The 25,338-nt window shown below is 35.9% G+C and carries 25 protein-coding genes and 2 tRNA genes; 5 read left to right on the forward strand and 22 right to left on the reverse strand.

The genetic code is table 11. The features are described 5' to 3' along the window. Positions 1–106: 106 nt before the first annotated feature. From GXZ72_03845 to GXZ72_03855, 3 genes are read right to left on the reverse strand one after another with little or no spacing between them, the layout of a single operon-like run. The gene (locus GXZ72_03845) at positions 107–322 is read right to left on the reverse strand and encodes a hypothetical protein (GenBank protein HHT18672.1); all 216 of its coding nucleotides are present in this window, start codon (positions 320–322) and stop codon (positions 107–109) included. Positions 323–342: 20 nt separating this feature from the next. Then, complete coding sequence (locus tag GXZ72_03850) at positions 343–930, reverse strand: DUF2953 domain-containing protein (GenBank protein HHT18673.1); 588 nt, start codon at positions 928–930, stop codon at positions 343–345. 39 nt (positions 931–969) lie between these two features. Beyond that, positions 970–1,392: a sporulation protein gene (locus GXZ72_03855; GenBank protein ID HHT18674.1), complete on the reverse strand. Its 423-nt coding sequence runs from the start codon at positions 1,390–1,392 to the stop codon at positions 970–972. A 155-nt stretch (positions 1,393–1,547) separates the two neighbouring features. Here GXZ72_03855 and GXZ72_03860 point away from each other — a divergent pair. Continuing rightward, positions 1,548–1,619: transfer RNA gene (locus tag GXZ72_03860), tRNA-Val, on the forward strand. A gap of 4 nt (positions 1,620–1,623) precedes the next feature. Next, positions 1,624–1,696: transfer RNA gene (locus GXZ72_03865), tRNA-Phe, on the forward strand. 124 nt (positions 1,697–1,820) lie between these two features. Here GXZ72_03865 and GXZ72_03870 read toward each other — a convergent pair. The 7 genes from GXZ72_03870 to GXZ72_03900 all read right to left on the reverse strand — a co-directional run bounded on the left by GXZ72_03870 (position 1,821) and on the right by GXZ72_03900 (position 8,660). Further along, positions 1,821–2,150, reverse strand: a complete 330-nt coding sequence (locus GXZ72_03870; protein ID HHT18675.1) for a hypothetical protein — start codon at positions 2,148–2,150, stop codon at positions 1,821–1,823. A gap of 541 nt (positions 2,151–2,691) precedes the next feature. Beyond that, positions 2,692–3,966 (reverse strand): tRNA (N(6)-L-threonylcarbamoyladenosine(37)-C(2))-methylthiotransferase, encoded by a 1,275-nt coding sequence (locus GXZ72_03875; protein HHT18676.1) that lies wholly within the window; start codon positions 3,964–3,966, stop codon positions 2,692–2,694. A gap of 129 nt (positions 3,967–4,095) precedes the next feature. After that, entirely contained in the window at positions 4,096–4,752 is a 657-nt protein-coding gene (locus tag GXZ72_03880; GenBank protein ID HHT18677.1) for a protein-L-isoaspartate O-methyltransferase, read from the reverse strand. A 58-nt stretch (positions 4,753–4,810) separates the two neighbouring features. Continuing rightward, a complete protein-coding gene (locus GXZ72_03885; GenBank protein ID HHT18678.1) occupies positions 4,811–5,428 on the reverse strand; it encodes a hypothetical protein in 618 nt (205 codons plus the stop codon). Positions 5,429–5,643: 215 nt separating this feature from the next. After that, entirely contained in the window at positions 5,644–6,156 is a 513-nt protein-coding gene (locus tag GXZ72_03890) for a 3-isopropylmalate dehydratase small subunit (protein HHT18679.1), read from the reverse strand. Positions 6,157–6,179: 23 nt separating this feature from the next. Then, entirely contained in the window at positions 6,180–7,166 is a 987-nt protein-coding gene (locus GXZ72_03895; protein ID HHT18680.1) for a hypothetical protein, read from the reverse strand. Between the two features lie 15 nt (positions 7,167–7,181). Next, on the reverse strand, positions 7,182–8,660 hold the full coding sequence (locus GXZ72_03900; GenBank protein ID HHT18681.1) for a radical SAM protein: 1,479 nt from the start codon (positions 8,658–8,660) through the stop codon (positions 7,182–7,184). A gap of 138 nt (positions 8,661–8,798) precedes the next feature. Here GXZ72_03900 and GXZ72_03905 point away from each other — a divergent pair, with 138 nt between their 5' ends. Further along, complete coding sequence (locus GXZ72_03905) at positions 8,799–9,389, forward strand: CDP-2,3-bis-(O-geranylgeranyl)-sn-glycerol synthase (GenBank protein HHT18682.1); 591 nt, start codon at positions 8,799–8,801, stop codon at positions 9,387–9,389. A gap of 140 nt (positions 9,390–9,529) precedes the next feature. Here the strand turns inward: GXZ72_03905 and GXZ72_03910 are convergent, their stop codons facing one another. The 8 genes from GXZ72_03910 to truA all read right to left on the reverse strand — a co-directional run bounded on the left by GXZ72_03910 (position 9,530) and on the right by truA (position 18,636). After that, the gene (locus GXZ72_03910; GenBank protein HHT18683.1) at positions 9,530–10,213 is read right to left on the reverse strand and encodes a hypothetical protein; all 684 of its coding nucleotides are present in this window, start codon (positions 10,211–10,213) and stop codon (positions 9,530–9,532) included. 105 nt (positions 10,214–10,318) lie between these two features. Next, complete coding sequence (locus GXZ72_03915; protein HHT18684.1) at positions 10,319–11,344, reverse strand: H4MPT-linked C1 transfer pathway protein; 1,026 nt, start codon at positions 11,342–11,344, stop codon at positions 10,319–10,321. Next, the gene (locus tag GXZ72_03920) at positions 11,341–12,345 is read right to left on the reverse strand and encodes an ATP-grasp domain-containing protein (protein HHT18685.1); all 1,005 of its coding nucleotides are present in this window, start codon (positions 12,343–12,345) and stop codon (positions 11,341–11,343) included. The genes GXZ72_03915 and GXZ72_03920 overlap by 4 nt, the downstream gene beginning before the upstream one ends. Beyond that, on the reverse strand, positions 12,345–13,643 hold the full coding sequence (locus tag GXZ72_03925; GenBank protein HHT18686.1) for a nucleotide sugar dehydrogenase: 1,299 nt from the start codon (positions 13,641–13,643) through the stop codon (positions 12,345–12,347). The genes GXZ72_03920 and GXZ72_03925 overlap by 1 nt, the downstream gene beginning before the upstream one ends. Positions 13,644–13,864: 221 nt before the next feature. Then, a complete protein-coding gene (gene wecB, locus GXZ72_03930) occupies positions 13,865–15,169 on the reverse strand; it encodes a UDP-N-acetylglucosamine 2-epimerase (non-hydrolyzing) (protein ID HHT18687.1) in 1,305 nt (434 codons plus the stop codon). Between the two features lie 416 nt (positions 15,170–15,585). Beyond that, positions 15,586–15,933, reverse strand: coding sequence for a hypothetical protein (locus GXZ72_03935; protein HHT18688.1), 348 nt, complete (start codon positions 15,931–15,933; stop codon positions 15,586–15,588). Between the two features lie 259 nt (positions 15,934–16,192). Then, a complete protein-coding gene (locus GXZ72_03940; protein HHT18689.1) occupies positions 16,193–17,557 on the reverse strand; it encodes a DUF460 domain-containing protein in 1,365 nt (454 codons plus the stop codon). 266 nt (positions 17,558–17,823) lie between these two features. Beyond that, positions 17,824–18,636: a tRNA pseudouridine(38-40) synthase TruA gene (gene truA, locus GXZ72_03945; protein HHT18690.1), complete on the reverse strand. Its 813-nt coding sequence runs from the start codon at positions 18,634–18,636 to the stop codon at positions 17,824–17,826. Between the two features lie 201 nt (positions 18,637–18,837). Between truA and GXZ72_03950 the strand changes: the two genes are divergently transcribed. Then, the gene (locus GXZ72_03950; protein HHT18691.1) at positions 18,838–19,560 is read left to right on the forward strand and encodes a 1-(5-phosphoribosyl)-5-[(5-phosphoribosylamino)methylideneamino]imidazole-4-carboxamide isomerase; all 723 of its coding nucleotides are present in this window, start codon (positions 18,838–18,840) and stop codon (positions 19,558–19,560) included. Between the two features lie 57 nt (positions 19,561–19,617). On the opposite strand, the gene GXZ72_03955 is transcribed toward GXZ72_03950, so the two are convergent. From GXZ72_03955 to GXZ72_03965, 3 genes are all read right to left on the reverse strand, one after another. Continuing rightward, positions 19,618–20,856: a phosphoenolpyruvate synthase gene (locus GXZ72_03955; protein HHT18692.1), complete on the reverse strand. Its 1,239-nt coding sequence runs from the start codon at positions 20,854–20,856 to the stop codon at positions 19,618–19,620. 99 nt (positions 20,857–20,955) lie between these two features. After that, entirely contained in the window at positions 20,956–22,527 is a 1,572-nt protein-coding gene (locus GXZ72_03960; GenBank protein ID HHT18693.1) for a flippase, read from the reverse strand. Positions 22,528–22,949: 422 nt separating this feature from the next. Beyond that, positions 22,950–23,894: an IS5 family transposase gene (locus GXZ72_03965; protein ID HHT18694.1), complete on the reverse strand. Its 945-nt coding sequence runs from the start codon at positions 23,892–23,894 to the stop codon at positions 22,950–22,952. Positions 23,895–24,085: 191 nt separating this feature from the next. Here GXZ72_03965 and GXZ72_03970 point away from each other — a divergent pair, with 191 nt between their 5' ends. Then, positions 24,086–24,529: an FAD synthase gene (locus GXZ72_03970; protein ID HHT18695.1), complete on the forward strand. Its 444-nt coding sequence runs from the start codon at positions 24,086–24,088 to the stop codon at positions 24,527–24,529. Between the two features lie 173 nt (positions 24,530–24,702). Here the strand turns inward: GXZ72_03970 and GXZ72_03975 are convergent. Further along, on the reverse strand, positions 24,703–25,338 hold a 636-nt coding region (locus GXZ72_03975; GenBank protein HHT18696.1), incomplete at its 5' end, for a transglutaminase domain-containing protein.

The following is a 25,338-nucleotide window of genomic DNA, read 5'->3' on the forward strand; positions in this document are numbered from 1 at the left end:
TATTTTTTATGAAGAGAGTCTTAAGTATTTTATTTTAAAAATCTATTTTTAAAGGCTTGAAGCACAACTAATGAGTTGTAAGAAAAATATTGGATATTAAATTATATTAAATTGAAACTAGGTCCAATAACTCTTGAGATGAGTCAAGTTCATCCAAAGGTAGCAAGTACTTATTTTGGCCCTCCAATACAACTAAAGCCACTGGAAATAATGAATATGATTCTGCATGATGTCCCTTCCAGTGAAAAACCTTTACCAATGGGTAAAAAGATCTACCTTCAATATTGAAAGGCTTTCCGACCCTTATATCATCCTCTATCATTTTTTTACCTCAGGGAATAGTCAACCTCGAAGTTCATGAATTAGTTCTCTTACTGGTTTCTTGGTATAAGCTCTTATAGCTTCAATCACAACCCCGCCCAATTTCAATTTGACATCTAATTCAAGATTTCCATCCAAAATTCTTCGGTCAAAATCAGGTGTTATTATTGTATTTATACGTGTAAGTGCATTTAATGGATAGGTAAAAGCCCAAATGTAACCTGTGAAAAGTGCAGTGTCTGCAGGACTTTCCAATCCCATAGTTAGATCCAGAAAAATCTTTTCAATTATGAACGAACGATAAATTGTAAGCATCAACTGATAAATATGAGGCCAAGCTTCTAAAAATAACTTGAGAATCTTTAATATGCGATCCAGATCGAATTTATCTTCTTCATCCTTTTTCTTCTTTTTTTCAGTTTCTTCCTTTTCTTCCCCGGGAATTTCCCTATAAAAAATCTTTATACCCAACCATCTTAAGCTGAATTTTCCATTTATATCCGAACCACTTTTTTTAAGGGCTAATGATAAGTTTAAGGGAATTGCAAGAAAAGATAATAGAATAAGCACCAAAATAATTATGATGATGCCTATTATAACATATATCAAGTTTAACCCGCTCTAAGGTTAATTAATTTATTAGATCAGTTACTTTTTTGGTTCAGATTCAGATTTTTTGGTATCGTCTTTTTCTTTTTTGCCTTTTGCTATTTTACCTGCTTCTGACATTACATTAACTATTGCTGAACCAGTTTCGCCTATGGCTCTGGAGAGTGGGTCGGCTGATTTTAAAGACATTACTTTAACTCCTTCCGGTCCGGTCTTACCCTTGAATACCACTACAACTGCCACTGGTTCGATACCTGCGCCTCCACCGGCTGCTGCACCAGAACCTCCGGGAATATTAGGCCCTTTTCCTTCACCTAAACCTGCTCCGAATGCCATTCCCATTCTTGTAACTGGTATCAATACTTTATCTTCACTTTCTATTACCTCACCTATTACGTTTTCTATGTTGAGAACTTTCCGGATTTCTTCCACAGTTGTTTTTATGGGATCATTAATATCCATTTCACATCACCCCTACATTTTTTAGCGGCTTTATATATGACAAGTAAGGCATATACATTTTTCCTACTATTAAAAATGATTTTGTTTAAAGAATATATCATCTACACCCTAATAGAAAAGATTTATATAGTAACAGAATTATAATCTGTGAATGCGGGCCCGTGGTCTAGGGGTATGATACCTCCCTGACACGGAGGTGATCACGAGTTCGAATCTCGTCGGGCCCATATTGCCGTGGTAGTTCAGTTGGGAGAACGCCAGACTGAAGATCTGGATGTCGCTGGTTCAAGTCCGGCCCACGGCATTTTACTTGGATTATTACTTTTAATTTAAAAAAGAAATCTTAGGAAAAGTTTTTTTAAAAAATGTTCTAATAATGCCTAGTGTTCACTAACCGAAAAGTTGTGATGAATTTTTTTACATTTAAATTATAAAAAAAGACCTAATATCATTATAGACACTGCAATGAATGTTAAACTTGCATATAACCTTGGTTTGAAGGTTTTGTTTTTTTCAGTGGTGATAATTTCTTGGGAAGGTCTTAATATTTGACCACATGCACTGCAAAATGGTGTGTAGATTTCATTTAGATTCCGGCAAGATTCACAGATGATTTTAGGAGATTGAAGTTGGCCATCTTCTCCGTATTCTAAAAAATAAAATCTACCACCACATTCACAGGATTCAAAGTCACCTATAGATTCTCCTTCCTGGAGATGGTAGTAACCACCACAGTCTTCACAAATCAAATAATTCATACGATCAATATTTCTCTTTCCATTAATCTATTTATGCTTTACTATTGGATAAAAAACAGTATTTATTATAAATAAAGAGTTTGATCTGACAAAAATTTAATCCAAGCAAAAAACCAGCTTGAAATGAACATTAATCATGTTTGATAAAGATAATTATTATCAATTAAAAAAATCATGATTCTTAAAAATAATGATCAAAGTTGAGAATAATCATACAATCCGACATCTTTTTGAAATAAACTGTAAGATTAGCCATGAAAATTGTATACCATAAAATTCTAATAAATCAAGCAAAATGGAAAGCGAAAACAATCATTTAACAAATGTGTAAAAATGAATGAAACCAAGTATTGTTGAAATTAAGGTGAAAAATAGATGCAAAAACAACATATGTCCTAAATGAGGGGTTTGGTAAGATGATACTTGTTCATTAAGGAACAATCCAAGAAATAAAAAGTTCAAGTCTAGCTGCCGCACTTTCTGCATTATGACGGGTTTAGATCGATAAGGCGAGGAATATGAAACCATATATAACTGAAGGTCACAAAATTGTTCCCTTAAGATAAGTACTCTTGGAATGGGTTATTTCTACATCAAAAAAATTACCCAATGAAGCTTCATCAACAATTACTGTTTTATAAGAATCTGTACGACCAATATAACCTCCTTTACTCCCTTTATCAGTGATTAGGATCCTTTGAGAGGTTCCTATTAATTTTTTGTTATTTGAAGAAGCTATCTTGTTTTTAAGATCATTCAAACGTTTGGAACGGTTTTTAATCACTTGGTGATCATTTTCATCCATTTTTGATGCTAGAGTGCCGGGACGATGGTAATATTTCGAAATATGCAAAAAATCAGGCCGTATTGCATTAATTGCATCAAGACTATCCTGAAATGCGGCTTCATCCTCTGTGGGATATCCTACAATAATATCTGTAGAAATGGAAAGATGTGGCAGTTCTGATTTAAAATAATTTATAATTTCAAGGTATTCCTCAACTGAGTGTCCTCTATTCATATCCGATAAGACTTGGTTGTTTCCACTCTGCAAAGGCAGATGAAGAAATTTATAGACTTTTTCATTTTTGAAGGAGTTAATTATAGATTCAATATCATCAGCAACATTTCGGGGGTGCATCATTCCTACCCTAACTTTGAAATTGCCAGGAATGCTAGTTGTTTGGTTTATAATATCTGATAGATTATCTCCAGAATCTTTTCCATAGGCAGCGGTGTCTTGGGCGGTGAGTTGGATTTCCATACAAGAATCTGCCACTGCTTGCTCTGCTTCACTTTTTAAAAAATTTAGGGGATAGCTTTGTAGTTTTCCTCGTGCAAATCTGGTACAACAATAACTGCATTTCCCAAGGCATCCTTCACAAATCTGCATAATATGTACAAGGGGATTAGAACGCCTCTTAGGAAGGCAAGTCTTTATTTCATTATCTTGACCTGTTTTTCTCTTAATATCATCCCTCATAATTGCCTTAACAACTTCGGGAATAGACTTAATTCTACGCGAACCAATCCATCCAGCTTTAGGAGCCAATCTTTCCAGTTTCACAGGATCAATATCCACCATACACCCAGCAACAACCAGTTTTTTATGAGGATAAATATCCTGAACTTTCTGGATGTGGTTTATGATCTTCTGTTCTGTGGGCAGTTTAACATAACAAGTATTCAAAATGATAATATCTGCTTGTTCAATAGATTTAACAGATTTTATTCCTTGTTCTTCCAGTAAGCCAACCATTATCTGTGAATCAGCTTGATTGAAAGTACAACCAAAAGTTTCAATATAAAATTTCATGTTAATCATGATTCAGACAAATTTCATTTTAAATATATTTCAGTGATTATACAAGCAAAATTTAATGATGTAATTCATTTGCAAACAGTTTTTCAGATACATGAGATGAATTTAATAGTTGAATTGGGTTTAATCTTCAGGCCAGCCATATTCTCCTATCATGGGAACAAATGCAACTCCGCCCAAATCTTTAGACTTGAATTCATCCTCTGAGATCCGCTGAACAGATACCAGTTCCTGGAAATAATTTTCAGACCCCATTGGTATAATTAAGTTCCCACCGATTTTCAATTGCTTTTTAAGTGGTTGGGGAATTTTAGGTGCGCTGGCTGTTCCATAAATCCTGTCAAATGGTGCTTTTTCAGGATATCCTAAAGTTCCATCCCCAATGATAACAGTAACTTGGTGGTTGTGCCCAGTTTTTTTAAGGTTCTCCTTGGCCTTTCTTGCCAGAGATGGTATTCTCTCTATAGTGTAAACATGACCTGAAATACCAATTATCTCGGATACTACTGCAGCATTGTAACCGAATCCAGTTCCAATCTCAAGTATATTCATTCCTTCATTGAGTTTTAATTTTTCTGCTATAATGGCCACCATATGTGGTGCAGATATGGTTTGTCCCTTCCCAATTGGTAGGGGACGATCTAAGTAGGCATAGGCTCTGATTTCAGGAGGCATGAACTCTTCACGAGGTACATTTAGCATTGCTTTTTTAACTTTTTCAGTCCTTATGTAACCTTGGTTACATAGTTTTTCCACCAATTCTTCTCTTTGGTCCATCATCTAATCACCTTAAATTGTAATGGGATTAAATGGGAAAAAATGAAAACATGATCTGAAATTAGTAAATATTTTCGTTTTCAACAATTTTAGAGGTTAAATCATATTGGAATTTATCTTTATGACTTGCTGGTCTAGAATAGATCCTTTTAATCTGTTCTGCAAGGGCGCCCCCTCTTCTGATCTTGGAAGTTATAGTCTTCATGGATTTAATGCGAAATACTACATTTCCCATTTTCACCACATCACCAACCGTGAATTGGAAATCTCTTTCCACTTCAACTTTTTTTGATAACACTCTACCACCATAATCTATTGATATTCCTATTCTAGCCGGCCCTGCCAGCGATGCTGCCCAGATAGTTTCTAACTCTGAAACGTGGCTTTTAAGGACTCGACCTCCCCTTTTATTTTCAAGTGAGGTTATTTCTGCTTCTTCACCATCAACTACTAATACCTCCCCAACTTGGAGAATTTCATCAGGATATAGTTTAATCTGTTTTTTTTCAGATTGAGAAAATTTACTTATAATGATTCTGCAATCTACCATCTTAGGGATTTTTATAGTTTCTCTGAAGGTGTTTCCACATTCATGACACTTTATGAGAACTTCTTTAGTGTTTTTACCCTTAGTTTTGAGAATTTCATGAGATTGAAAGTTACATACTGGACATTTCATTGTTTTTTCCTCACATAAAATAAAAAAATAAGTATCCAAAAATCTTTTGGATTATTACAATTTCCGCATGGATTATTTTTCTATAACGATTAAATTAAGATTTAGATAATATACAAATACAAATTTAAACTATGTTTTTGTAATTGTAAAAACTTTATTGTAAAAATTTAATTAATAGTCAATTTCTAAAGATTAGTGTTATTTGATTATAATTGTTAAAACCGGCCTTTTTCTTTCTTTTCTTTGAGGTAATGTTTAACCAGACCTCCGTCATGAAGTATTTCTCGCATGAAATCGTGGAAAGGTTGTATGGTAACAGTCACACCGGTGTTTAAGTTTTTTATCACACCGTCTTTAAGGTTTATCATAAGTTCTTCCCCATTATCAGCTTGGATATCAGCTACAATAACTGGTAACCCTATATTTATAGCATTACGATAGAAGATGCGTGCGAATGACTTGGCAACAATTGCATCCACACCAGCATGTTTTAAAGCCACTGGTGCTTGTTCTCGTGAAGAACCGCAGCCAAAGTTCCAGCCGGCAACTATTATATCACCCTTGTTCACATTTTTCGCAAACTCAGGATCTTCTCCTTCCATTACATGGCTGGCAAGTTCATCTAAACTGAAGGTTCTCAAATAACGTCCGGGTATGATGACATCAGTATCTATGCTGTCCCGGAATTTCCAAACTTTACCCTTTATTTTATCAGTCATGTTAATCATATAATTGGTTAATTTAATGCAATCTATCTATAGATGCAACCATAATTTTGAGCCTCACTTTCCATTACATAGCCACCCACCCCTTCAAGGGCATCATGTGCAGCACTCACTATATCCTTAGCACTGTCAGTGATTGCATAAATGGTGGGTCCAAATGAACTCATACCCACACCTGGAGCACCGGCATCCCGGAGTAGATTCATTATTTCCCCTATCACCGGCTTTTGCAACTGATTTTCTATCTTTTTAAAACCGATATCTTGGATGCGATTAACACTATCCCCAAATGCATCCAGATCTTTTTCCAAAACTGCAGGCATCATTTTCATCAAGAGGAGGTGAGACATTTGCTGCACCTCTTCTAATGGTATTGGACAGTATTCCTGGAAAATATTAACTTCTTCAGTTCCTGAAACATTCTTTTTAACATCAGGAATGACCAAAATCACCTTCCATTCTTCTGGAAAATCATATCTGGCGAGTATGGGTGTTGGTAATGCTTTTGAAGCAGATGATGGTAAAAATTCGCGCTTATCATCACAATGATGGCCTCCATCAATAATGAAACCACCATTTTCAAATGAGGCCACACCTATGCCTGAAGTACCTCCCCGACCCACTATGCTGGCAATTTTTGGTACCTCAATTTCATGTTTAACAGAATCAGAAATCAGTTTACCTACAGCCAGAGATAATTGGGTTCCAGAACCTAAACCAGAATGAGATGGGAAATTTTCATGGACAATAAAGGTTAATCCTTTATCAATCCCTAAATACTTCATCATTTTTATGGCGGAAGATCCTATTCTATCTACATAATCTTCAATATTACTTTTAGAAAGATTTTTTGGCTTAATGAATTCTACTTGAACTCCAGTGCCCTTTTCTTTCAGTTCTAGAACTAAAGATGGTTTTTTGAGGGTGAGTCCAACTCCGCCATCAATGCGGCCTAATGAACCATTAAGGTCAAGTAAAGATAGATGAAGACGTGAAGGAGTTTGAATTAGCAATTCCACAACCAGTTATTATTTTTTCTTTAAGGGTTTGGCGAATTTTTTCTCCACTTGTTGCCTGTAGATGGTATTCATGGAACAGAAAGGTATTATGCGACCGTCAGGCACAGCATAATGAATTAAACATTTTTTAACCCGGTCCCGGTCAAAGTTCCAGGGATCCATGAAGTGCATGCAGGAGATAAGTAATGTTTTATGGTGGAAATTTCCTAAAGCACTGTAAGACCTCTCTTTGAATACTTTCGTTAATATCCCAGTGATATCCAGTGAATCGGGCTTATTTTCCCGGTCAATAGTTTTAGGAAGCTCAATGGTAGCACGGCTTAGAACCTTAGCTTTACCAACCAGACCTCCTTCTTTTATATCATCACTACTTCGGGAAAGAAGACTGAAAAACCGGTCAACATCAACAAATTGAGTTATAGGAATAATTTCACCATCGTCAATAAAGATATACGTGGCAGTTCCACAGTGAGAGTGACAAGTGAATGCAACTTGGTTTTCACCTTCAATAGCCTCCACAAAATCAGTGATTGGTATAATTGACGAAGCAGGATAAAAATCATTAGTACTGATCTTTCCTCCAGTCTGTTTATCCACTAATCCTTGAAATAAGGGTATGGTTATTCTCTGTTTTTCAACTTCATCTGCTGGTGTTCGCCCTGCAAAGGACACCGGCTGGAAGTTTACTCCGCGGATTATATCCAGATTTTCGATGGCAAATCTTATGATGTCACCAATTTGATCATCATTAATTCCTTTAACTAGAGTGGGTACCAGTACAATCCCCAAGTCAGCTTTGCGACAGTTTTCAATTGCTTCCAATTTAGTGGGTAAAAGGTTGCGACCCCTTGATTTTATGTATGGTTCTTCAGTAATCCCATCAAACTGAAGGTAAACTGTATTTAAAGAAGCATCCTTCAATTTTTGAGCTAATTCAGGATCTTTTGCCAGTTTAATTCCATTCGTGGCTATTTGAACATGGCTAAATCCTTCTTCACGTGCTAGTTTTACCAGTTCCACAATATCCTTTCTTACAGTGGGTTCACCGCCTGCATATTGAATTGCAGGGGTGGGTACTGGCTGGTTTGCACGAAGATTACGTAACATTTCACGTATTTCCTCATAACTGGGCTCATATAAATAATTAGAAACTGCTGCATTAGCAAAACAAATAGGACAACGAAGATTACAACGATTGGTTACATCGATTAGGCCCAATACAGTTTGACTCTCATGTTCAGTGCAAATACCACAATTTAGAGGACATTCATCTACAATATCAGTTCGGGGGTTTTCAATACCTTCACCTGTGTAATTAAAATCAGATGCATAGAAGTAAGCTTCTGAACTTTGCCAGTAAGTGTTTTCAAATTCACCATGTTCTGGACACGTTTTTTTTATCATTATTTTTTCTTGGTCTTCGAAGACTTCTGCATCCACTACTCTGAGGCATTCTGGACACAGGCTTTTTGTTTTCTTTATGACCATTATCTCACCTTAGTTTATGTGTGTTGAAAATTTGTTGAAACTCAATATAATGATTATATATACTTGAGCGATCAATCAGCTTTATAGTATTTATGGTTGAGTGCATAACTATTATCCTGTTTTAATCGGAGGTTAACTATGGACCCTAGTGTTTTCAGTGTTTTAATTTTATCAGCTTATGCTATATACTTTATGTTACCCGCTTACCTAGCAAATGCCAGTGCCCTTACCTTTGGGGGAGGAACACCCCTGGATATGGGCCTATCTTTGAAAAACGGTTACAGATTACTTGGAGATGGCGTAACCTTAAAAGGAACCGTTATTGGAATATTAATTGGGGCTGTGATTGGCTTGATTCAAGGTATTTTTACTGGTAACTTGATACATGACATGTTAATGGTTGGAGATCCAGCAATCAGCATGATGGTTCAAGGAACTATAGCTAATAATGCTATGGAAGGCATAGTACTAGGTTTAACCCTTGGAATCGGAGCTATTATTGGAGATGCTTGTGGTAGTTTCATCAAGAGAAGGTTCAAAGTTGAAAGAGGGAAACCTATACCCATTATAGATCAGTTAGACTTTGTGGTGGGTGCACTGATATTGTCATCTTTAGTTACAGCCATCCCATTCTATTTGGTTGTATTTATACTAATCATAACTTTGTTCTTGCATCTGGGCACAAATACCATCGCGTATTTATTGGGAATAAAAAATGTTTGGTACTGAGCAGTTATTTGATAAGTAATCAATATTTATGATAGAAAAACATTGATATTTGGATATAACGTTAGATTTATTGATTTGTCCAACATATACGTCTTATTTTTTTTCTTTATAGAAATAATGGACTTATCATTTATGATCATCTAATTAGCTGCTTGAAGCACATTGAAACTGGTACTGAACAGTTGATAAGTGTTTATAGCGGCTTCCAATTGGTTGTTCCACTCGGGTATCTCGTATACGAAAACCGGGTAGCCTGCATTGGTTAACGGCCTATCAATTTGATTTACTGAACTACTTTGAGCACGTTTAGTTGATGAACCAGGGTAGAAATTAAATTGAGGAAGTAACTGGTGAACTGCTTCTGCCAGGGATACTGATTGGTAGTCATGAGTTGGGGTGGCTATGTAATATCCTTCACCATAACCTGGTTCATGGTCATGGGCAATGATCACTAACTGATAATCATTTTTTTTTATATCAGGAATTACGTATTCTTCAACCAGATTTTGTCCATTCTGTCGACCAACATAAAAGTCTTGTGGTTGGCTTGTTACTGTCACATGGTAGTCAATTATTTCCACTTTATTGAGTAATGCAAAGAGTTTCACTACATGAGGAACCAGGTTGGTAGCCAATTCTTCCCTGGGATGCATGCCAGTAATCACCGCAATCTTTGCGTTTGGGGTGCCATAATGAGAATAGACATCTTTGGTAACGTACCCCTGTTGATTTGAGCCTAAATTAGTGTGTTGACTGAAATTGGCAAACATGTAAACAGCGCCAATAACCAGTAAAACTATCATAATTATTGAACTATTTTTCATATGAACAACCTTATAGTGAGAGTAAACATGAGATAATTTTATTTATAATTTATTAAGATGTTTTTAAATCATTTAAGTCTTATATTTTAGTATAATAATATACTATTACTTTTTTTTCATGAATTCTTCCATGAGAAGAGCAGTTCCCACTGCAGGTGCCACAACACAATCTTTTCGGGACAGAATTTCGTCCATAGTTATAACCTCTAAATTCAGTATTTCTGCTGCTTTAGATCCTATGATATTCATTCCTAATCCTGTGGCAACGACCAGATCCAAATTCTCTCTACCGGTAACCTCTTTAAGTGCTTCAGCAACTTTTTCCACTTGAATTCTGTAGATATGCTGAGCAATTTCCAATACTTCTTTTTGGCTTAATGAATCAAGATCTCCACATACCACCCTTGATAATCTTAAAAGACAATCTTCTTTGGATATGCCTCCACTGTCAGGTGTTTCTGTAGTGTAATCAGCAGGGTCAATATTTCCCAAAACCAGATGAACATCTGCTGATACTGCAAATAGTTCCGATGCCACCCTCACCCATCTATTTTTTAAAGGGACTTTATCTAGTATAGTTGCTACATTTGTACGTAAGGCTCCAGTGTATACTAATTCACCTGTGCCCAGTCTTTCTAGATCTGTTCTTCCCCTGGCACATTCTTTACCATTTTTTATGGGAATTATGTCAGTAGTAGTGCTCCCAATATCTATTAAAACACAATCCGGATAAATATGAGCAGCAAGTGGTGCTGTGGCTATCCAGTTAGCAGCAGCCAATGCCAATGGATTATTTTTCACACCTTCATAATCAAGCATGCCATTTAACCCAACAAATCCCAATGGAAGGTCAAATGTTTTTTTGACTCTGTCAATGATGTCTATAACACCTTCAGTTTTATTTAAATAGCCATCTGCCAGTTCTGCAGTCATTGCAACGCCAACACCATCGATTTCATCCATGTCTGAACCTAACAATTCAATTAGAGTAGAGCTAAGCTCATCTTTTTTGGTCCACATAGGGAGGTAGCAGTAGTCACTTCTGATATCAATAATTTTTCCTTTACTATCAAATTCTACCACTGCGATATCTGTGTTGGCACCTCCAATATCAAAACCAGCGATTTTCAATTTATCACCTTTAACTGCAGACTATCCTTCTTATGAAATTGGATTTCTCCCTCTAATTTTACTTCTGAGGGAAGATAACCCTTTATTGACGCCACTAAAGCTTCTCCTAAATTAAAGTTTAGCATCTGTCTTAAGGCAACGTAGGGTGTGGTGATGCGGGAGTTAACTTCTACCAGATGAACCTCATCCTTGATGATCATATCCACACCCACATAGCCTTTCACACCATCTAATGATTCTATCGCTTTTTTAGCTATGTTTTTCGCTTTATCTCCATTTGGATGGTTAAATGGTATTGCACCCCCATTATAAGTTATAATTCCATTTTCTTGGGAGTTGTTTTGCTTATTTAAACTTAATGGTATTGTTTTTTCCCCATTAGTGAGTAAACTAACACTAACACTATCCCCCTCCACCCAATCTTGGAGTAAGAAATAGGGTAGTTTAGTTACATCTTTAACCCTCTCAGCGGCTTTTTTAAATGACTCTGGAGAATCAACAACTTGTACTGCTGAACAAGAAACTCCATCTGCAGGTTTAACAACATGTTTGGTTAAAATTTTTTTAGCGTATTTGTCTATATCATCCCAAAACACTTTAACAGTAGGAATGATTGGAACTTCACTTTTAAGAGCCTGATAAGTTAAATATTTATCAGAACATGTATAAACAGCATCAGATGAAGAACCAATAACCTCAACACCATTTTTTTCAATTAATCTGGTTAATTTATATAAAATAAAATCTTCTTCAGGAGCTATGGGTAAACAAAAATCATAAAATGAAATATTATTATCAATCCACTCTGTTAGATCATCTTCTATTATGATTGGATTGCAATGGTTACTTTTAATTGGAACCGAATTTTTTGAGATTAAAAAACTGGTGTTGAACTGTTTTAAATCCATAGTAATACTATTAAGCATTGCTTGGCCTTCTGCAGTGAGAGCGGGATCTTTAACTCCCATTGAAGTTGCATACTCAAATACCAGGATATTCACTATCTGCCAACTCCCTTAAAAATCACACCACCTTTCTGGAAGGCTTCCCTGTCAAGTACAGGCCGGGTGCATACAATTAAACCATTTTTGATCATGGATGGTTTGATATCAAGGTATTTGTCATGATCCGTTATCAGCACCACACAATCACTTGAAAGGGCTGTTTTTAGGTCTACGATTTTGGCTCCCCATGAATTTATGATGTCAGGGGACACGTAGGGGTCGTTAACTAAGGCAATTGCCCCTTTGTCCATTAAATTTTTGATTAATGGCTCTGCAGGTGTTTCTCGGGCATCAGCCACGTTTCCCTTATAAGCAACTCCTAAAATCCCAATTTCAGATCCTTCAATGCTCTTACCAATGTCTTTTAATGCAGATTGAATGATTTTAGATACTTTTCCTGGCATTCCCTCGTTAACCTCCCTTGAAGCTTTTATAAGAGGGGTGTCTACACCATTTTTCTGGGCAGTTTCAACAATAAAGTAGGGATCAATGGATAGGCAGTGCCCACCGACACCAGGCCCAGGGGTGTGAATGTTAACCCTTGGATGGTGGTTAGCAGCTTGAATTGCTTCAATGGCATCAACATCTAGAGAACTGCAAACTAAAGCCAGTTCATTGGCCAGAGCAATGTTAGTATCTCTATAAGTGTTTTCCATTAGTTTAACCATCTCAGCTGTTACTAAGTTTTGAACCATGATGATTTCACCTTCAGTAATTCTTTCATAGAGTGAAGCAGCTATTTTAGTGCTTTTAGAATCAATTCCTCCAATTACTCTTGCATTATGAGTCATTTCATATAATGTGTTATTGGGAAGGGCTCTTTCAGGAGTATAAGCGACTTTAAAGTCTTTGCCAGCTTTAAATCCACTTTTTTCCAGTAAAGGAATTACCAAGTTTTCGCAAGTACCTGGTGGCACAGTACTTTCAATGATAACCAAATCATTCTTCTTTAAATCTTTAGATATAGAATTACAAGCCGATACAACTGCAGAAAGATCCGATTTTTTGTTTTGGTCCACAGGAGTAGGCACGATAACCATTATTATCTTGGAATTTTCCATAGCATCCTTGGAATCAGTGGTGGCAGATAAAAGATCCTTTTCAACTGTTTCTTTTACAATTTCATCCAAACCAGGTTCCATGATGGGAGAATGACCCGAGTTTATTATCTCCACATTTTTATAGTTTATATCAACTCCGCATACTTTAAGGCCACTTTTAGCAAGTAATGCGGCTGTTGGCAACCCCATGTGCCCTAAACCAAATATTGCAATGGATGAACTTTCTTTAGTCATTGATCAATCCCCTAAACAAGTAGTTTTTGATTTGACAATATATAATGCTTTAATTAGTATTTTTTATTTCTGAAAAAGATTTAGTCAGTGTTAAAATCTTAATTAATCTTTTTTAATCTTTTTGTTTGCAGTTAAAGGTTAATTAATTTTCAGATTAAGCATCTTTATTATTTTATTTATACATGGAATATTTAATTATTGCAAACAAATGATTATGGATGTCAATAGGACACCATTATGGATTTTCCTGCCAATAAAAGGTCTGGATGGGGGAAACGTGGACTTTCCCCATCAAAAACTAAGTTAATAATATATTCAGGATTTTTAGCCTCGAATTCAGCCACAGTAATGCTTTCATCCACCTCTAACAATTTCTTTAAATTGTTAGCTGTGATCTCCTCTGGAGGTTTTATTTCAAGTTTACCTTGCTGATACCTATCCAGAATCGCGTCAAGTATCTTTTCTGAAGCAGTTCCATCACCATAAGGATTAGTTGCTTCTTTCATCCTACAATAAATAGTATCATCATTTAATATTTGAGACACGTTTTTGATTATTTTATCAGTTTTGGCACCCACCAAAATGTTACCACCGGCATGAACTGTCTCTGGCCTTTCAGTATTGTATCTGAGAGTTAAGCAGGGGATATTCAGGGTGATTGCTTCTTCCTGAATTCCTCCAGAATCAGTTATCATCAATTTAGAATTTGATTGGAGTATTAGGAAGTCCAGATAACCTATAGGTTTAATTATTTTGATATGTGGTGCTTTTTCAAGTTTTTCATACATTCCAAACTTTTTAAGTGTTTTGATTGTTCTGGGATGTGTAGGAAACACAATTGTAGCATTTTCAATGTTTAAAAGGGCTTCAATAATGTTTTCAAGCCTTTCTCTATCATCAACATTTTCAGCTCGGTGTAATGTTAAGGAAATGATGTTTCCTTCAAGTTCAAGTTGAGACATTATGTTTGAACTTTTTCTGGCAATTTTAAGGTTCCGGTAACAAGCATCAACTACTGTATTACCGGTTATGAATATATTCTGTGAGGAAATTCCTTCCAAAAGCAAATTAACAGCTGTTTCCTCAGTTGGTACAAAAAAAAGGTTGGTACAAACATCAGCCACCATCCGGTTTATCTCTTCAGGCATGGTCTTATCATGTGAACGAAGCCCGGCTTCAACATGCCCCACTGCAATATGTAATTTAGCTGCAGCCAGGGCCCCTGCTAAAACTGCGTTGGTATCTCCCTGCACCAGCACAATATCCGGTTTTTCAGCAATTAAAACTTCTTCTATCCCCTTTAACATGGTAGCTGTCTGTTTTCCATGAGAATTTGACCCCACACCTATGTTATAGTCCGGTTCTTTTAGTTCAAGGTCCAGGAAAAACTGTTGGGACATTTCATGATCATAATGTTGTCCAGTATGCACTAAGATATAATCAATTCCCCTTCTATCAACTTCATCAATAAGGGGGGACATTTTAATAATTTCAGGTCTGGTGCCTATTATAAATGCAATCTTCATTTATTTACCACATCCATTCTAAATTAGTAAAATTTTTGTAAAATTTAGATAAAAACAACATTAATAGAACTATTTATCTTATCTATTATAAATGAGATATCCTTTTATAATTAATACAAACATGGGTGCAGCTTGCTTACATAAGTTATTAATACTGATAATGAAGCTTCTAGTTACTAAAATATGTTGAACCAACACAAGAGATTTGTGGGAAAGGAGAAATAATTAATTAAACTCATTTTATGAATTGTGCAATCTCAGTAGCAGTGCAGATTAGAAATGAGTTCTAAATTAGTTTAATACTACCTCTTAAGAAAATTATTCTATGAATTGTTAGATGAAATAGCGATTTGACTAAGATACATGTTAATGATATTTTCGAATCCGTTTTTATAACTAAGTTCAGATGAGTTATGCTAACCATTTTGGCTGGTTGCCATCATCCCTGTACCACTACAAGCAGGACAAACACCGTTACCCCCACATACTGCACATTTTTGACCTTCTGAGTCTACACCACTTCCACTGCAACCCCAACAAATACCATCCCCACCACACTCAGTACATGTTTGTTGTTTGGATTTTGAATTAATGCTCTTTGAATCAGATATGTCATTGTTTTCAGTATTGTCATTGTTTAACTGGGAGTTATCATTTAATTGGTCACTTGAAGATGTATTCTCAGCATCACCACCTAAACAACCAGATACAGATAATGAAAGTACGACCATGCCTATAATCAGGATTAAAACAGATTTTTGCATTGCGAAAACACCTACATTATTTTTTTGAAATTATTTTGTGGTAAGTTATCTTTCTTTAATCCATATATTTCTACCTATTCCCCTACTCCCAGAACTATTATTAAATTACAGGCCACATCAAAAAAAAAGTAAATACAAGTTAAAAGATAACAAACATTTTAACTTCCCATAATTGTAAAAATACTCAATTTTGAAGATGGAAAATAAACATTGAATAAAAAAATGGGTTAAATGAAAATGAAGTGTAAAAAAAATAGAATTATGAATTATGGGTAGATCTCTTCCTCTGAGCCTTATAATCATCCATAATCTTTAAAAGTTTATTTCTATCTTCTTTTTTCTTTTTTTCTTCCTGATTCTTCGACCATTTGTCAATTGCTCCATTAAGATCCGTGTTCATTATTACTGCAAAGTCATCGGCCATGTTTAAATCAACATTTTTCTCTTCCAGCAAGGGAATATTATTTTTTTCAAATACCTCTTTAGCTTGATGCGACATCTTATCTGTGGTTATAACTGCTTTAACACCTAATTTTATTAGGAGTAATGCAGTGTGTGAACCTCCACCTTTAGAACTTTTTAAAAGTACAACATCACCACGTTTTATATTTTTAAAATTGGCAGCTTCCCTAATTCCATCTTTAGAAAATGAATCTATAATTTTGACAGGGGATGCCTCTCTTGAAAGTTCCATTGCCCTGATACGTTTGATTAATTTGATTTGAGCCTCTAAATCTTGCCTTAAAGCTTTTTCATGATTATATTTCTCGTGAATTCCCTTAATTATTGAATTTTTTTTGGTTATCTCCTTTTGATGTAGGATGTTCCGTGAGTATTGGAACTGCAATCTTTGTATTTTCGTTTCCAGTTGGGTAACTTCATCTTGATATTGGCGAATATCATCTTCCAATATCTTGTTCTTATTTTGCAAATTTTTAATCTGTTTTTCCTGAGATTTGAGTTTATTCTGCAACTTAGAAAGTTCTGAAGATGCTTCTAAGGCATGATCTTCTCGTGGAGTGTTGGGGGGTTTTTCAAATTCTTTATATTTTTTTGTTCCATTAGATATTGTTTTTGATGAAACATCATGGGCAGATTCTCGGGCTTGATGAGTTGGGGATTTAATTTTTTCTAATGTGTAATTTATAGCCTTAGTTATGGGGATTTCGTTAATTACCAAAATTTTTATATCATCCACTATTTGAGGAGTTAATCCCAGACTCTTGGTTCTCCTTTCAATTTGTTTTAGTTTTTTCTGATAATTTCTATATGCTTGGATTGCCGCTGCCAATGCATCTCTTTCATGGGCATTTTGAGGTATTATTTTGTTAATTACTCCGGATCTGTGCATTGAAAGACGTTGGTCTTGAAGATAAACATAATCATCAACCAAATCGTTTTTATAACTTACCGCCAGATCACGGTAAGGAGAAAATATTCTGGAATTAAGGGATGTTGCCATTTTTTTAACCAGTTTAGGAGGGTTGTGAACATCAGTGGCAACCAAAACAGTTTTTCCATAATTGATGATATGTCTGGTTATATAAGCCCGTGAAACTTCTTTAAAACTATTAACATCAAGAATTTCACCGGAAAGATCAAGAATAGCCACACCAACTGTCATTCCTGGGTCAAGACCCACAATAATGCCTCTGTGAATTTTAAGTGATGGTTTTTGACCATAGTCTGAAAAAAGTTTTTCTTCAAAATTTCGATGGTAACGGTGAACCAGAATTCTTCCTCCTTTCTGATATTAGGATTAACCGCACTTTGTTCCGGTTAATTCTCTGTTTCTGTTAGTATTTATTGTTTTCTTTACACCATACTAGCTATAATGAGAATGTTAAAATAAAATGATTGAAAATGATATTAATCAATCCCATTATTGTTCTAATCCCCAGTTAGGGACTTAATCATTTCAGCTGTGGTAGCAGCCATTCTTTGATGATTAGAAAATTCTTTATGTAAAGTCTGTATAAATTTTGAGCGAGCATATTCATTTTCTATAAAATGAACATGGTTATAGGAAACATCCATTAAAATGAGGCTTTCAGGAGGCATAGGTGTTATTGATGGTGTGTGTTGTGGTTTAAAAAATTGTTTAACCTCATCCACACCTAATTCGCCGTTTCCAACATTTTTTAAAACTGTTACCATTTTTCTAACCATGTTCCAAAGAAAACTCTCACCAACCACATCAAACAAATAGTTTTGGTTGGTAACTGTGATAGTCACACTATCCACTCTTCGCATGGGGTTACGCTCAGTTTTCTTGGAAAAATTGATGAAATTATGGGTTCCTTCCATTAAATGAGCTGCTTCTTGCATTTTTTCAATATCCATTAATTCGTCATTAACATTGCACAGGATATAGCGATAGTGTCTTTTATTTGCATATCTGGTTTTAAATCCAATTGGCACTTGTGCAAATCCCAAAATCCTTATATCTCGCGGCAAAATGTCATTGACTTGGTTGATTATTGGCATTTTTCTGGTGCGGAAAGAGACCACATTTCCCAGTGCATGAACTCCACGATCAGTTCGTCCGGCAATGGAATAGTTAGATTGTCCAAGGTTTTCAATAACTCCAACCTCTTCAAGTGCACCTAATAGTTCACTTTCCACGGTACGCAGGCCTGGTTGTCTTTGAAACCCATGAAAATCCCTTCCCATGTAGGCTATTTTTAAAGCTACTCTTATCATACTCAATTCTCATCTACAAATCAACGCATTTATTTTCATTGAAATGGTAATGGATATTAGCGATAGTATATCCATCTTTCAATATAATATTACTATTGTGGCTTTATTGGAAATAGTAATAAATAGTAGGATTTTGAATTTAGCTTATTAAATTAAAACTAGATGATTATAGATTAGAAAATAATAATTAGAGGCCATAAAATGTTTATAATTCCTGCAGTTGACATAAAAAATGGTAAATGCGTGCAGTTAGTGCAAGGAAAACCTGGTACCGAGCAAATTATTCTTGATAATCCTGTTGAAGTTGCTCTTGAATGGGAAAATAGAGGAGCCAAAATTTTACACGTGATTGATCTTGGTGGGGCCCTGGAAGAAGGTGGTAATCTTTCTGTAGTGGAAGAAATTGTCAGAAAAGTTTCAACACCCATCCAAATGGGTGGGGGTATCCGTACCATCGATGATGCCAACTATTTACTGAATATGGGTGTTGATAAAATCATTTTAGGAACTTTGGCTATTGAAAATCCATCTACTGTTAAGGAATTGGCCAGTGAATTTGGAAGTGAACGGATCATTGTGGCCCTGGACAGTAAAGACTCCCAAGTAGTGGTACGGGGATGGACTGAAAAAACAGCTCAGAAAGCTCCTGTACTAGGAAAAATCATGGCAGAACATGGAGCTGGAAGCATATTATTTACCAATGTTGATCATGAAGGCCTGTTGGGCGGATTTAAAGTTAATCCCCTTTTAGAATTATTAAATGCAGTGGATATACCAGTTATTTATTCCGGTGGTGTGAGTACCTTGGAAGATATCTCAGTTCTCAGTAAAACGGATGCATATGGAGTGGTTATTGGATCTGCATTTTATAAAGGTACCATAACCTTTGAAGATGCCCTGATTTATGAAAAAAATAGGAATTAATTTTTTAGTATAGTTTATAAAACCCCTTGATTGCACTTAACTTTTTTCATATGCAACCTATAAAGTAAATCCGGTCCTTATAATAGTTTTTTCAGCAATATCAACTATTTTACGTATTTTAAGGATCTGATCCGGATTGGTGGATATGCTAGTTATACCTGTTCTCACCAACCACCACACAATAGCCTGGTCTGAACTTGCGTGGCCACAGATACAACTTTCAATTCCTTGTTGGTTGCACTTATCGATGACCATTTCCATCATCATCAAAACTGAAGTATGAGTTAAATTAAAGAGTTTGGCCACGTTCACCCCTCTCCGGTCCACTGCCAGTGCTGACATGGCCATATCACTCATTCCGAGAGTAACAAAATCAATACCCTCTTCAATGAAGTTATCAAAAGTGAAAACCGCAGATGGTGTTTCAATAGATGCCCCTACTGGCAGATCACGGTGGGGTCTTATCCCAACTTGGCGCATGATGTTTTTGGCTTCCACATATTCGGATATATCCCTTATTAAAGGTATTTTAACCGCTAAATTATCATATCCCTCATCTATTAGTAGGGATAATGCTTCAAACTCTGCTTTAAGAATTTTAGTGTTTTGAATATCTTTGTGAATACCTCTCAAACCAAGTAATGGATTTTTTTCGTCAGGTTCTATACTTCCACCATCTAGTCGTTTCAATTCATCCGTGGGAATGTCAAAAGTACGAAACCAGACGGGTTTGGGATGAAATGCCTCGGCAATGGTTCTCACTGATTCTATAATTACATCAGTAAGCTTTCCCTCTTCCAAGAGGACTTGGGGATGTTTTCCGGTGCGAATTATACTGTTTTCAATTCGTATGGATCCCACACCATCAGTCCATGGTGCTACCTTACGGGCAATTTCAGGGACATTTAGATTGACTTTGATATTAGTGGCAGGGTAATATACTGTTGAACTTTTATGCTTTCCCTCACGTTCCATGAAACCCTGATAAATATTACCTGTGTTTCCGTCAACAGTTACAATTGTGCCTTCCTTAAGTTTTTCTGTTCCATTACCAGTTCCAACAATACAGGGAACCTTCATTTCCCTAAGCACTATAGCCACATGGCTGGTGATACCACCATAATCAGTTACCACCCCACCAGCCCGGTGAAGATAAGATAACATATCGCGAGAAGCAGTGGACACTACAACGATCTCCCCACCCTTAAGATTTCGGAGATCATCATCATTCTCTATCTTCCTAACCTGACCTACACCAATGTATGGGCCAGTTCCAATTCCCCGAATAATGATCATATAATCTGTATTATGTAATTAATTTCAGAAATAATGTTGTAATTTTAGTGGTACTAATTTTCAAGTTCAAAGATTCGGGAAAATAATATCTGGAAAGAATTAACGTGCAAATCTTTCCAGTAATGAAACTAATTTATCTACTGTTGGTTTTAATGGGCCTGCTTTGTAACTTAATTTGTGAAGAGCACGTATATCACTATTTTTAAGTCCTCCAACAAGTATAAGGGCTATCAAATAAACAATAGCTGCTAATAATATTACTAAAAAGAAAACCATGTAGTTATATGGAATAGAAATTATTAAAAGACTATGAGGTATTAGCAATAATATGGTTCCCATAATTCCAGTTGCCACTAAAATCCTGCCAAAATCCATGAACTCCAATTTCACATCGGCAATCTGAAGTGTCTTCCAAACTATGCTCACCATAATAACAAATGCAGTGATAGTGGTTGCAATCGCTGCACCATTAATTCCATAAATAGGAACCAAATATAAACTTAGTGCTACGTCAAACAATGAACCGAAACCTAAAATAATCATTGGAAGGTATGGCTTCCCTAATCCCTGAGCTATACTGGAGGAAACAGTATAAATAGTGAAAAACAGCATTCCAGCTGCAAGTATCTGTAATGCTGAGGCTCCATTCATATAAGCCGGTAAAATGTAGAGTAATTTCATTATAGGTGCTGCAAATATCATTGTTCCCAGAGACATTGGAAGAACCAGAAGGGCAACATATCGATAAGACTGATTTACATAATTTTTGAGAAGATCTTTATTTTCTAACCCAATTGCTTCTGCAGTAGCAGGTAAAACTGCAGTAGCTACTGCCATTGAAATAATAAGAGGGAGGCGGGCAATTGGAGTGGCAGCACCATAATATCCGATGTATTGGCTAGCCATATAAATTCCAACAACGAAATTTCCAACAAAGTCGAATAGGGCAAGTTCAGCAAGTCCGGTTATTACTACTGGAAAGGCAAATATTAGAAGTACCTTTGCCAGGGCTAATTCTTCCTTAGTTGTGAAAGTTAAATTGATATTTTTAAGTTTTTTACCAATTCCTCTTTTATATAAATAATATCCAGCCATGGCAGAAAATACAAAGCCAATTGCAGTTCCAATTATGGCACCAGCCACATAAAAACCCAATAGAATTAAAATAATTGCACTGATGATCATGAAAACTTGTTCAAATGCCTTGGTGATGACAATATTTCCCATCTGGAAAACACCCTGAAATGTACCTCTGAACGCCCCAACCAGTACACTAAAAGGAGTTATTAAAGCTACCATTTGGAAAGGAAGAACAGCCTCAGGTTTGTGGAATAATCCAATTGCCAGTGGTTCAGCCAAAAGGAAAATAGCCACACTGAAAATTAGTCCCAAAATGATTACTAACTTCATAGAAGTGTGAATAACTTGTTTTACCATAACTTGATCATCTTTAGCCGAATATTCAGAAACATATTTTGCTATGGCGGGGGGCATTCCCCCAGAAGCTATAGTTATTAGTATACCTTGCAATGGTATGGCTAAGTTTAGAATACCAAAACCAACAGGGCCAAGAAGAAATGCAGTGGTGAACCTGTAAAGATATCCCCCAATACGAAATACGAATGCCCCTATCAACATTATTGCGCTACTTCGCATGATTTTGGAACTCATAATAATACCATAAGGTGATTTTTAATAAACTGTTTTTGGGCTATTATAATTTTTTTAAAGAAAAAATTCTTTTTTTACTCTAGAAATATCAATTCACTAATTCCATATTTATAAAACTAACGTTTATAAACCCCACCATTGGATTGTACAATGCCTCCATGAAATGTTAACCCTTTCTATTAAAACCAGTTAAGAACTTTTTTAAAAATTCATAGCAATACTATTTTATCCTAAAAAAAACATCTATAAATTACACATCTAATTGAATATAGAGAATTTCTTTTTACTTCATTTTTATTATTTGTTTATTTGGGTTTTTGTAAGTTTTTAGTTTTTTTGGTTTGATTTTATCTTTTTTGGGGGAGTATATTTTTTTTTTTATTTTTTTCCTTATTTTCGCCTGTTTTTCTTGTTAGCGTTCGCTATGTTGTGTTTATTTTTTGGAGGGTTTTGAGTTGTAGTAAGTTGTAACAGAAGCATGTGAATAGGTTTTTAGTGTGAGATCGGAGTGTGGTGGTGACTAGTAAGTGGCCGGACTTGAATATGTTTTTAATCACGGCGTAGGGTCGTTCTCCGGCTGATCTTTTTCGGACAATTCTTTTGTTGCGACATTTATCGCGTATTCCAAGAGGATGTCCGCGCACTGCGCGTTTCATTGTGGCGTTATAGCCTTTGCAGGCTGCTCCGAAGTATCCTCGGTCTCGGTAAACAACTTCACCCGATTCACTAAGATCTATCTGGCTATCATGCACTTTTGCAGTTGTAGTTTCAATTCTACGTATCAATCCATAATCTATATCGGTTAAAGTGTGTAATTTATAGCCATAATGGGATTTCCCATTCTTTTTAGCCCATTCACCTTCTTTGTTACGTCTGGTTTTGGCTTCAGGTCCACGGGGTTCGTTCACTTTTTTGTGACCCGGATCAGCCGTGATAAAGGTTGCATCTTGAATTACACCTTCTTTGACCTTTAATCCCTTGATATCGATTTGTCTTTGCAATTCTTCCCATATTCTCTCGTCTTTACCTGTGTCGATTAACCGTTCTCTGAACGCCCAGACCGTGGAACGGTCTGGGATTCTTTCAGGGAAACCTAAAAACTTCTGAAACGAAATTCGATCATTTGCTTGCCTTTCAAGCTCAGGATCCGATAATCCATACCATGATTGCAAAACTAACATCTTAATCATGACTATTTCATCAATATTAGGCCTACCACCACGTTCTGAACGATTATCGTACATTCCTCTTACAATAGGTCTGAAAAACTCCCAATCAATAAGAGGATCAATCTCAGCTAGCTTATCACCAAGCTCCTTCACACGAGAATACTGCTTATTCATGAAATATTTCTCAAAAGACTTCATAATACTCCTATACACATAATACTATATAAATATTTGTATAAACCAATTTAAGCCTATTAAATCATGAATTCAATCTTAAAAAATTTAAATAACCCAAAGATCAAAAGTTAATCGAAAATCTCTATACTATTATATTTAAAAAAAATCCAATTTCATATTTTGATGAGAGGTGTATTATTATAAAAACTATAATGGCAACTGGAACCTTTGATTTGATACATCCAGGTCATGGATATTACCTTGAAGAATCAAAAAAACTTGGAGGGCATGATGCCCGTTTGGTGGTGGTGGTTGCTAGGGAGTCCACAGTACGTGCCAGGAAAAGGGTGCCTATAGTTCCAGAGAAGCAGCGACTGAAAGTGGTTCAGATGCTCAAAATGGTGGATGAAGCCATGCTGGGAAGTGAAACTGACATGTTCAGCACGGTCAGTAAAATAGATCCAGATATTATTACCATAGGCCCTGATCAAAACTTTGACTTAGATTGGTTACGAAAAAAGCTAAAAGAAAAAAACCTTAAGGCAAAAGTGGTTAAAATCAATGGTTACCATGAAACTTCCTTGGATAGTTCCTGTAAAATCATAAAAAAGATTAAAGAATCTGATTTTCCCCCGGATAGCTTCAAACACTGTTAATTTATTGCAATTCCTTTTTTTTATTAAATATTACATTTCCTATTTTTTGTAAAGGTTGGATTGATAGAGTTTATTGATATTTAAAATTGTAAATTTAATTTATTTTCATGGCTTTTAATTAATTTTACATAGCTCAAGCTAATATATTTAAAAAAAAAGAAAAAAGAAAGGATTTAGAAGGGCAGCTCGGTGTATGTCCCTTTTTTTGTCCACGTACTTGTGTCCCAGCTTTTTACTGATCCTAGCGAATTTCGGTAACTAGTTCCATCCGCTGTATACCAAATTCCATTGGCATATATCTCAGCCCATACATGACCATACCATGTTTTACTGGTAGTGAAGTAACAGTTCCCGTGTACATATCTTGCTGGTAATCCAGCTGCTCTTGAAAGGGCCACGATTAGGTGTGAATGGTCACAACAATTACCACTCCTGGAAGAGAGCGTTTGAACCGCTCCTTTCTCAGTGTTGTAGTAAAAGGAATATTCGAGGTTGTCTCGCACCCAGTTAAAGATGCGAGTGGCCTTATCATAGCTAGATGTCGCCCCCGAGGTTATGTTCTGGGCCAGTGCAATAATGTTGGGGTTGTTAACTTGGCAGTTGGCAGTTGTTTGCAAGTAAATTTGCAAGCTACTGGGTATTGTTTCTGTTGGTGTTGACGTACCACCTGAACTTATGGAGCTCCATGGTTTCATCACCGCATAGTTTGGCAAGTACTTCTCATTTCCATAGAAAGCCACCACCCGACTGAAGAGGTAAACCAAAGATTCGTAACGAATTTTCCCTAGAGTAGTTGACCCATAATTAGG

The organism is Methanobacterium sp., from assembly GCA_012838205.1.
Lineage (GTDB): Archaea > Methanobacteriota > Methanobacteria > Methanobacteriales > Methanobacteriaceae > Methanobacterium.

Excerpts from the sequence above, each read along its gene's own strand:
- GXZ72_03925 (HHT18686.1), bottom strand. The coding sequence starts at position 13,643 with ATGACTAAAGAAAGTTCATCCATTGCAATATTTGGTTTAGGGCACATG.
- GXZ72_03970 (HHT18695.1), top strand. The coding sequence starts at position 24,086 with ATGGCAACTGGAACCTTTGATTTGATACATCCAGGTCATGGATATTAC.
- GXZ72_03875 (HHT18676.1), bottom strand. The coding sequence starts at position 3,966 with ATGAAATTTTATATTGAAACTTTTGGTTGTACTTTCAATCAAGCTGAT.
- GXZ72_03880 (HHT18677.1), bottom strand. The coding sequence starts at position 4,752 with ATGATGGACCAAAGAGAAGAATTGGTGGAAAAACTATGTAACCAAGGT.
- GXZ72_03950 (HHT18691.1), top strand. The coding sequence starts at position 18,838 with ATGTTTATAATTCCTGCAGTTGACATAAAAAATGGTAAATGCGTGCAG.
- GXZ72_03905 (HHT18682.1), top strand. The coding sequence starts at position 8,799 with ATGGACCCTAGTGTTTTCAGTGTTTTAATTTTATCAGCTTATGCTATA.
- GXZ72_03900 (HHT18681.1), bottom strand. The coding sequence starts at position 8,660 with ATGGTCATAAAGAAAACAAAAAGCCTGTGTCCAGAATGCCTCAGAGTA.
- GXZ72_03960 (HHT18693.1), bottom strand. The coding sequence starts at position 22,527 with ATGAGTTCCAAAATCATGCGAAGTAGCGCAATAATGTTGATAGGGGCA.
- GXZ72_03940 (HHT18689.1), bottom strand. The coding sequence starts at position 17,557 with ATGACAGTTGGTGTGGCTATTCTTGATCTTTCCGGTGAAATTCTTGAT.
- GXZ72_03935 (HHT18688.1), bottom strand. The coding sequence starts at position 15,933 with ATGCAAAAATCTGTTTTAATCCTGATTATAGGCATGGTCGTACTTTCA.
- wecB (HHT18687.1), bottom strand. The coding sequence starts at position 15,169 with ATGAAGATTGCATTTATAATAGGCACCAGACCTGAAATTATTAAAATG.
- GXZ72_03955 (HHT18692.1), bottom strand. The coding sequence starts at position 20,856 with ATGATCATTATTCGGGGAATTGGAACTGGCCCATACATTGGTGTAGGT.
- GXZ72_03870 (HHT18675.1), bottom strand. The coding sequence starts at position 2,150 with ATGAATTATTTGATTTGTGAAGACTGTGGTGGTTACTACCATCTCCAG.
- GXZ72_03845 (HHT18672.1), bottom strand. The coding sequence starts at position 322 with ATGATAGAGGATGATATAAGGGTCGGAAAGCCTTTCAATATTGAAGGT.
- GXZ72_03890 (HHT18679.1), bottom strand. The coding sequence starts at position 6,156 with ATGATTAACATGACTGATAAAATAAAGGGTAAAGTTTGGAAATTCCGG.
- GXZ72_03965 (HHT18694.1), bottom strand. The coding sequence starts at position 23,894 with ATGAAGTCTTTTGAGAAATATTTCATGAATAAGCAGTATTCTCGTGTG.
- GXZ72_03885 (HHT18678.1), bottom strand. The coding sequence starts at position 5,428 with ATGAAATGTCCAGTATGTAACTTTCAATCTCATGAAATTCTCAAAACT.
- GXZ72_03855 (HHT18674.1), bottom strand. The coding sequence starts at position 1,392 with ATGGATATTAATGATCCCATAAAAACAACTGTGGAAGAAATCCGGAAA.
- GXZ72_03910 (HHT18683.1), bottom strand. The coding sequence starts at position 10,213 with ATGAAAAATAGTTCAATAATTATGATAGTTTTACTGGTTATTGGCGCT.
- truA (HHT18690.1), bottom strand. The coding sequence starts at position 18,636 with ATGATAAGAGTAGCTTTAAAAATAGCCTACATGGGAAGGGATTTTCAT.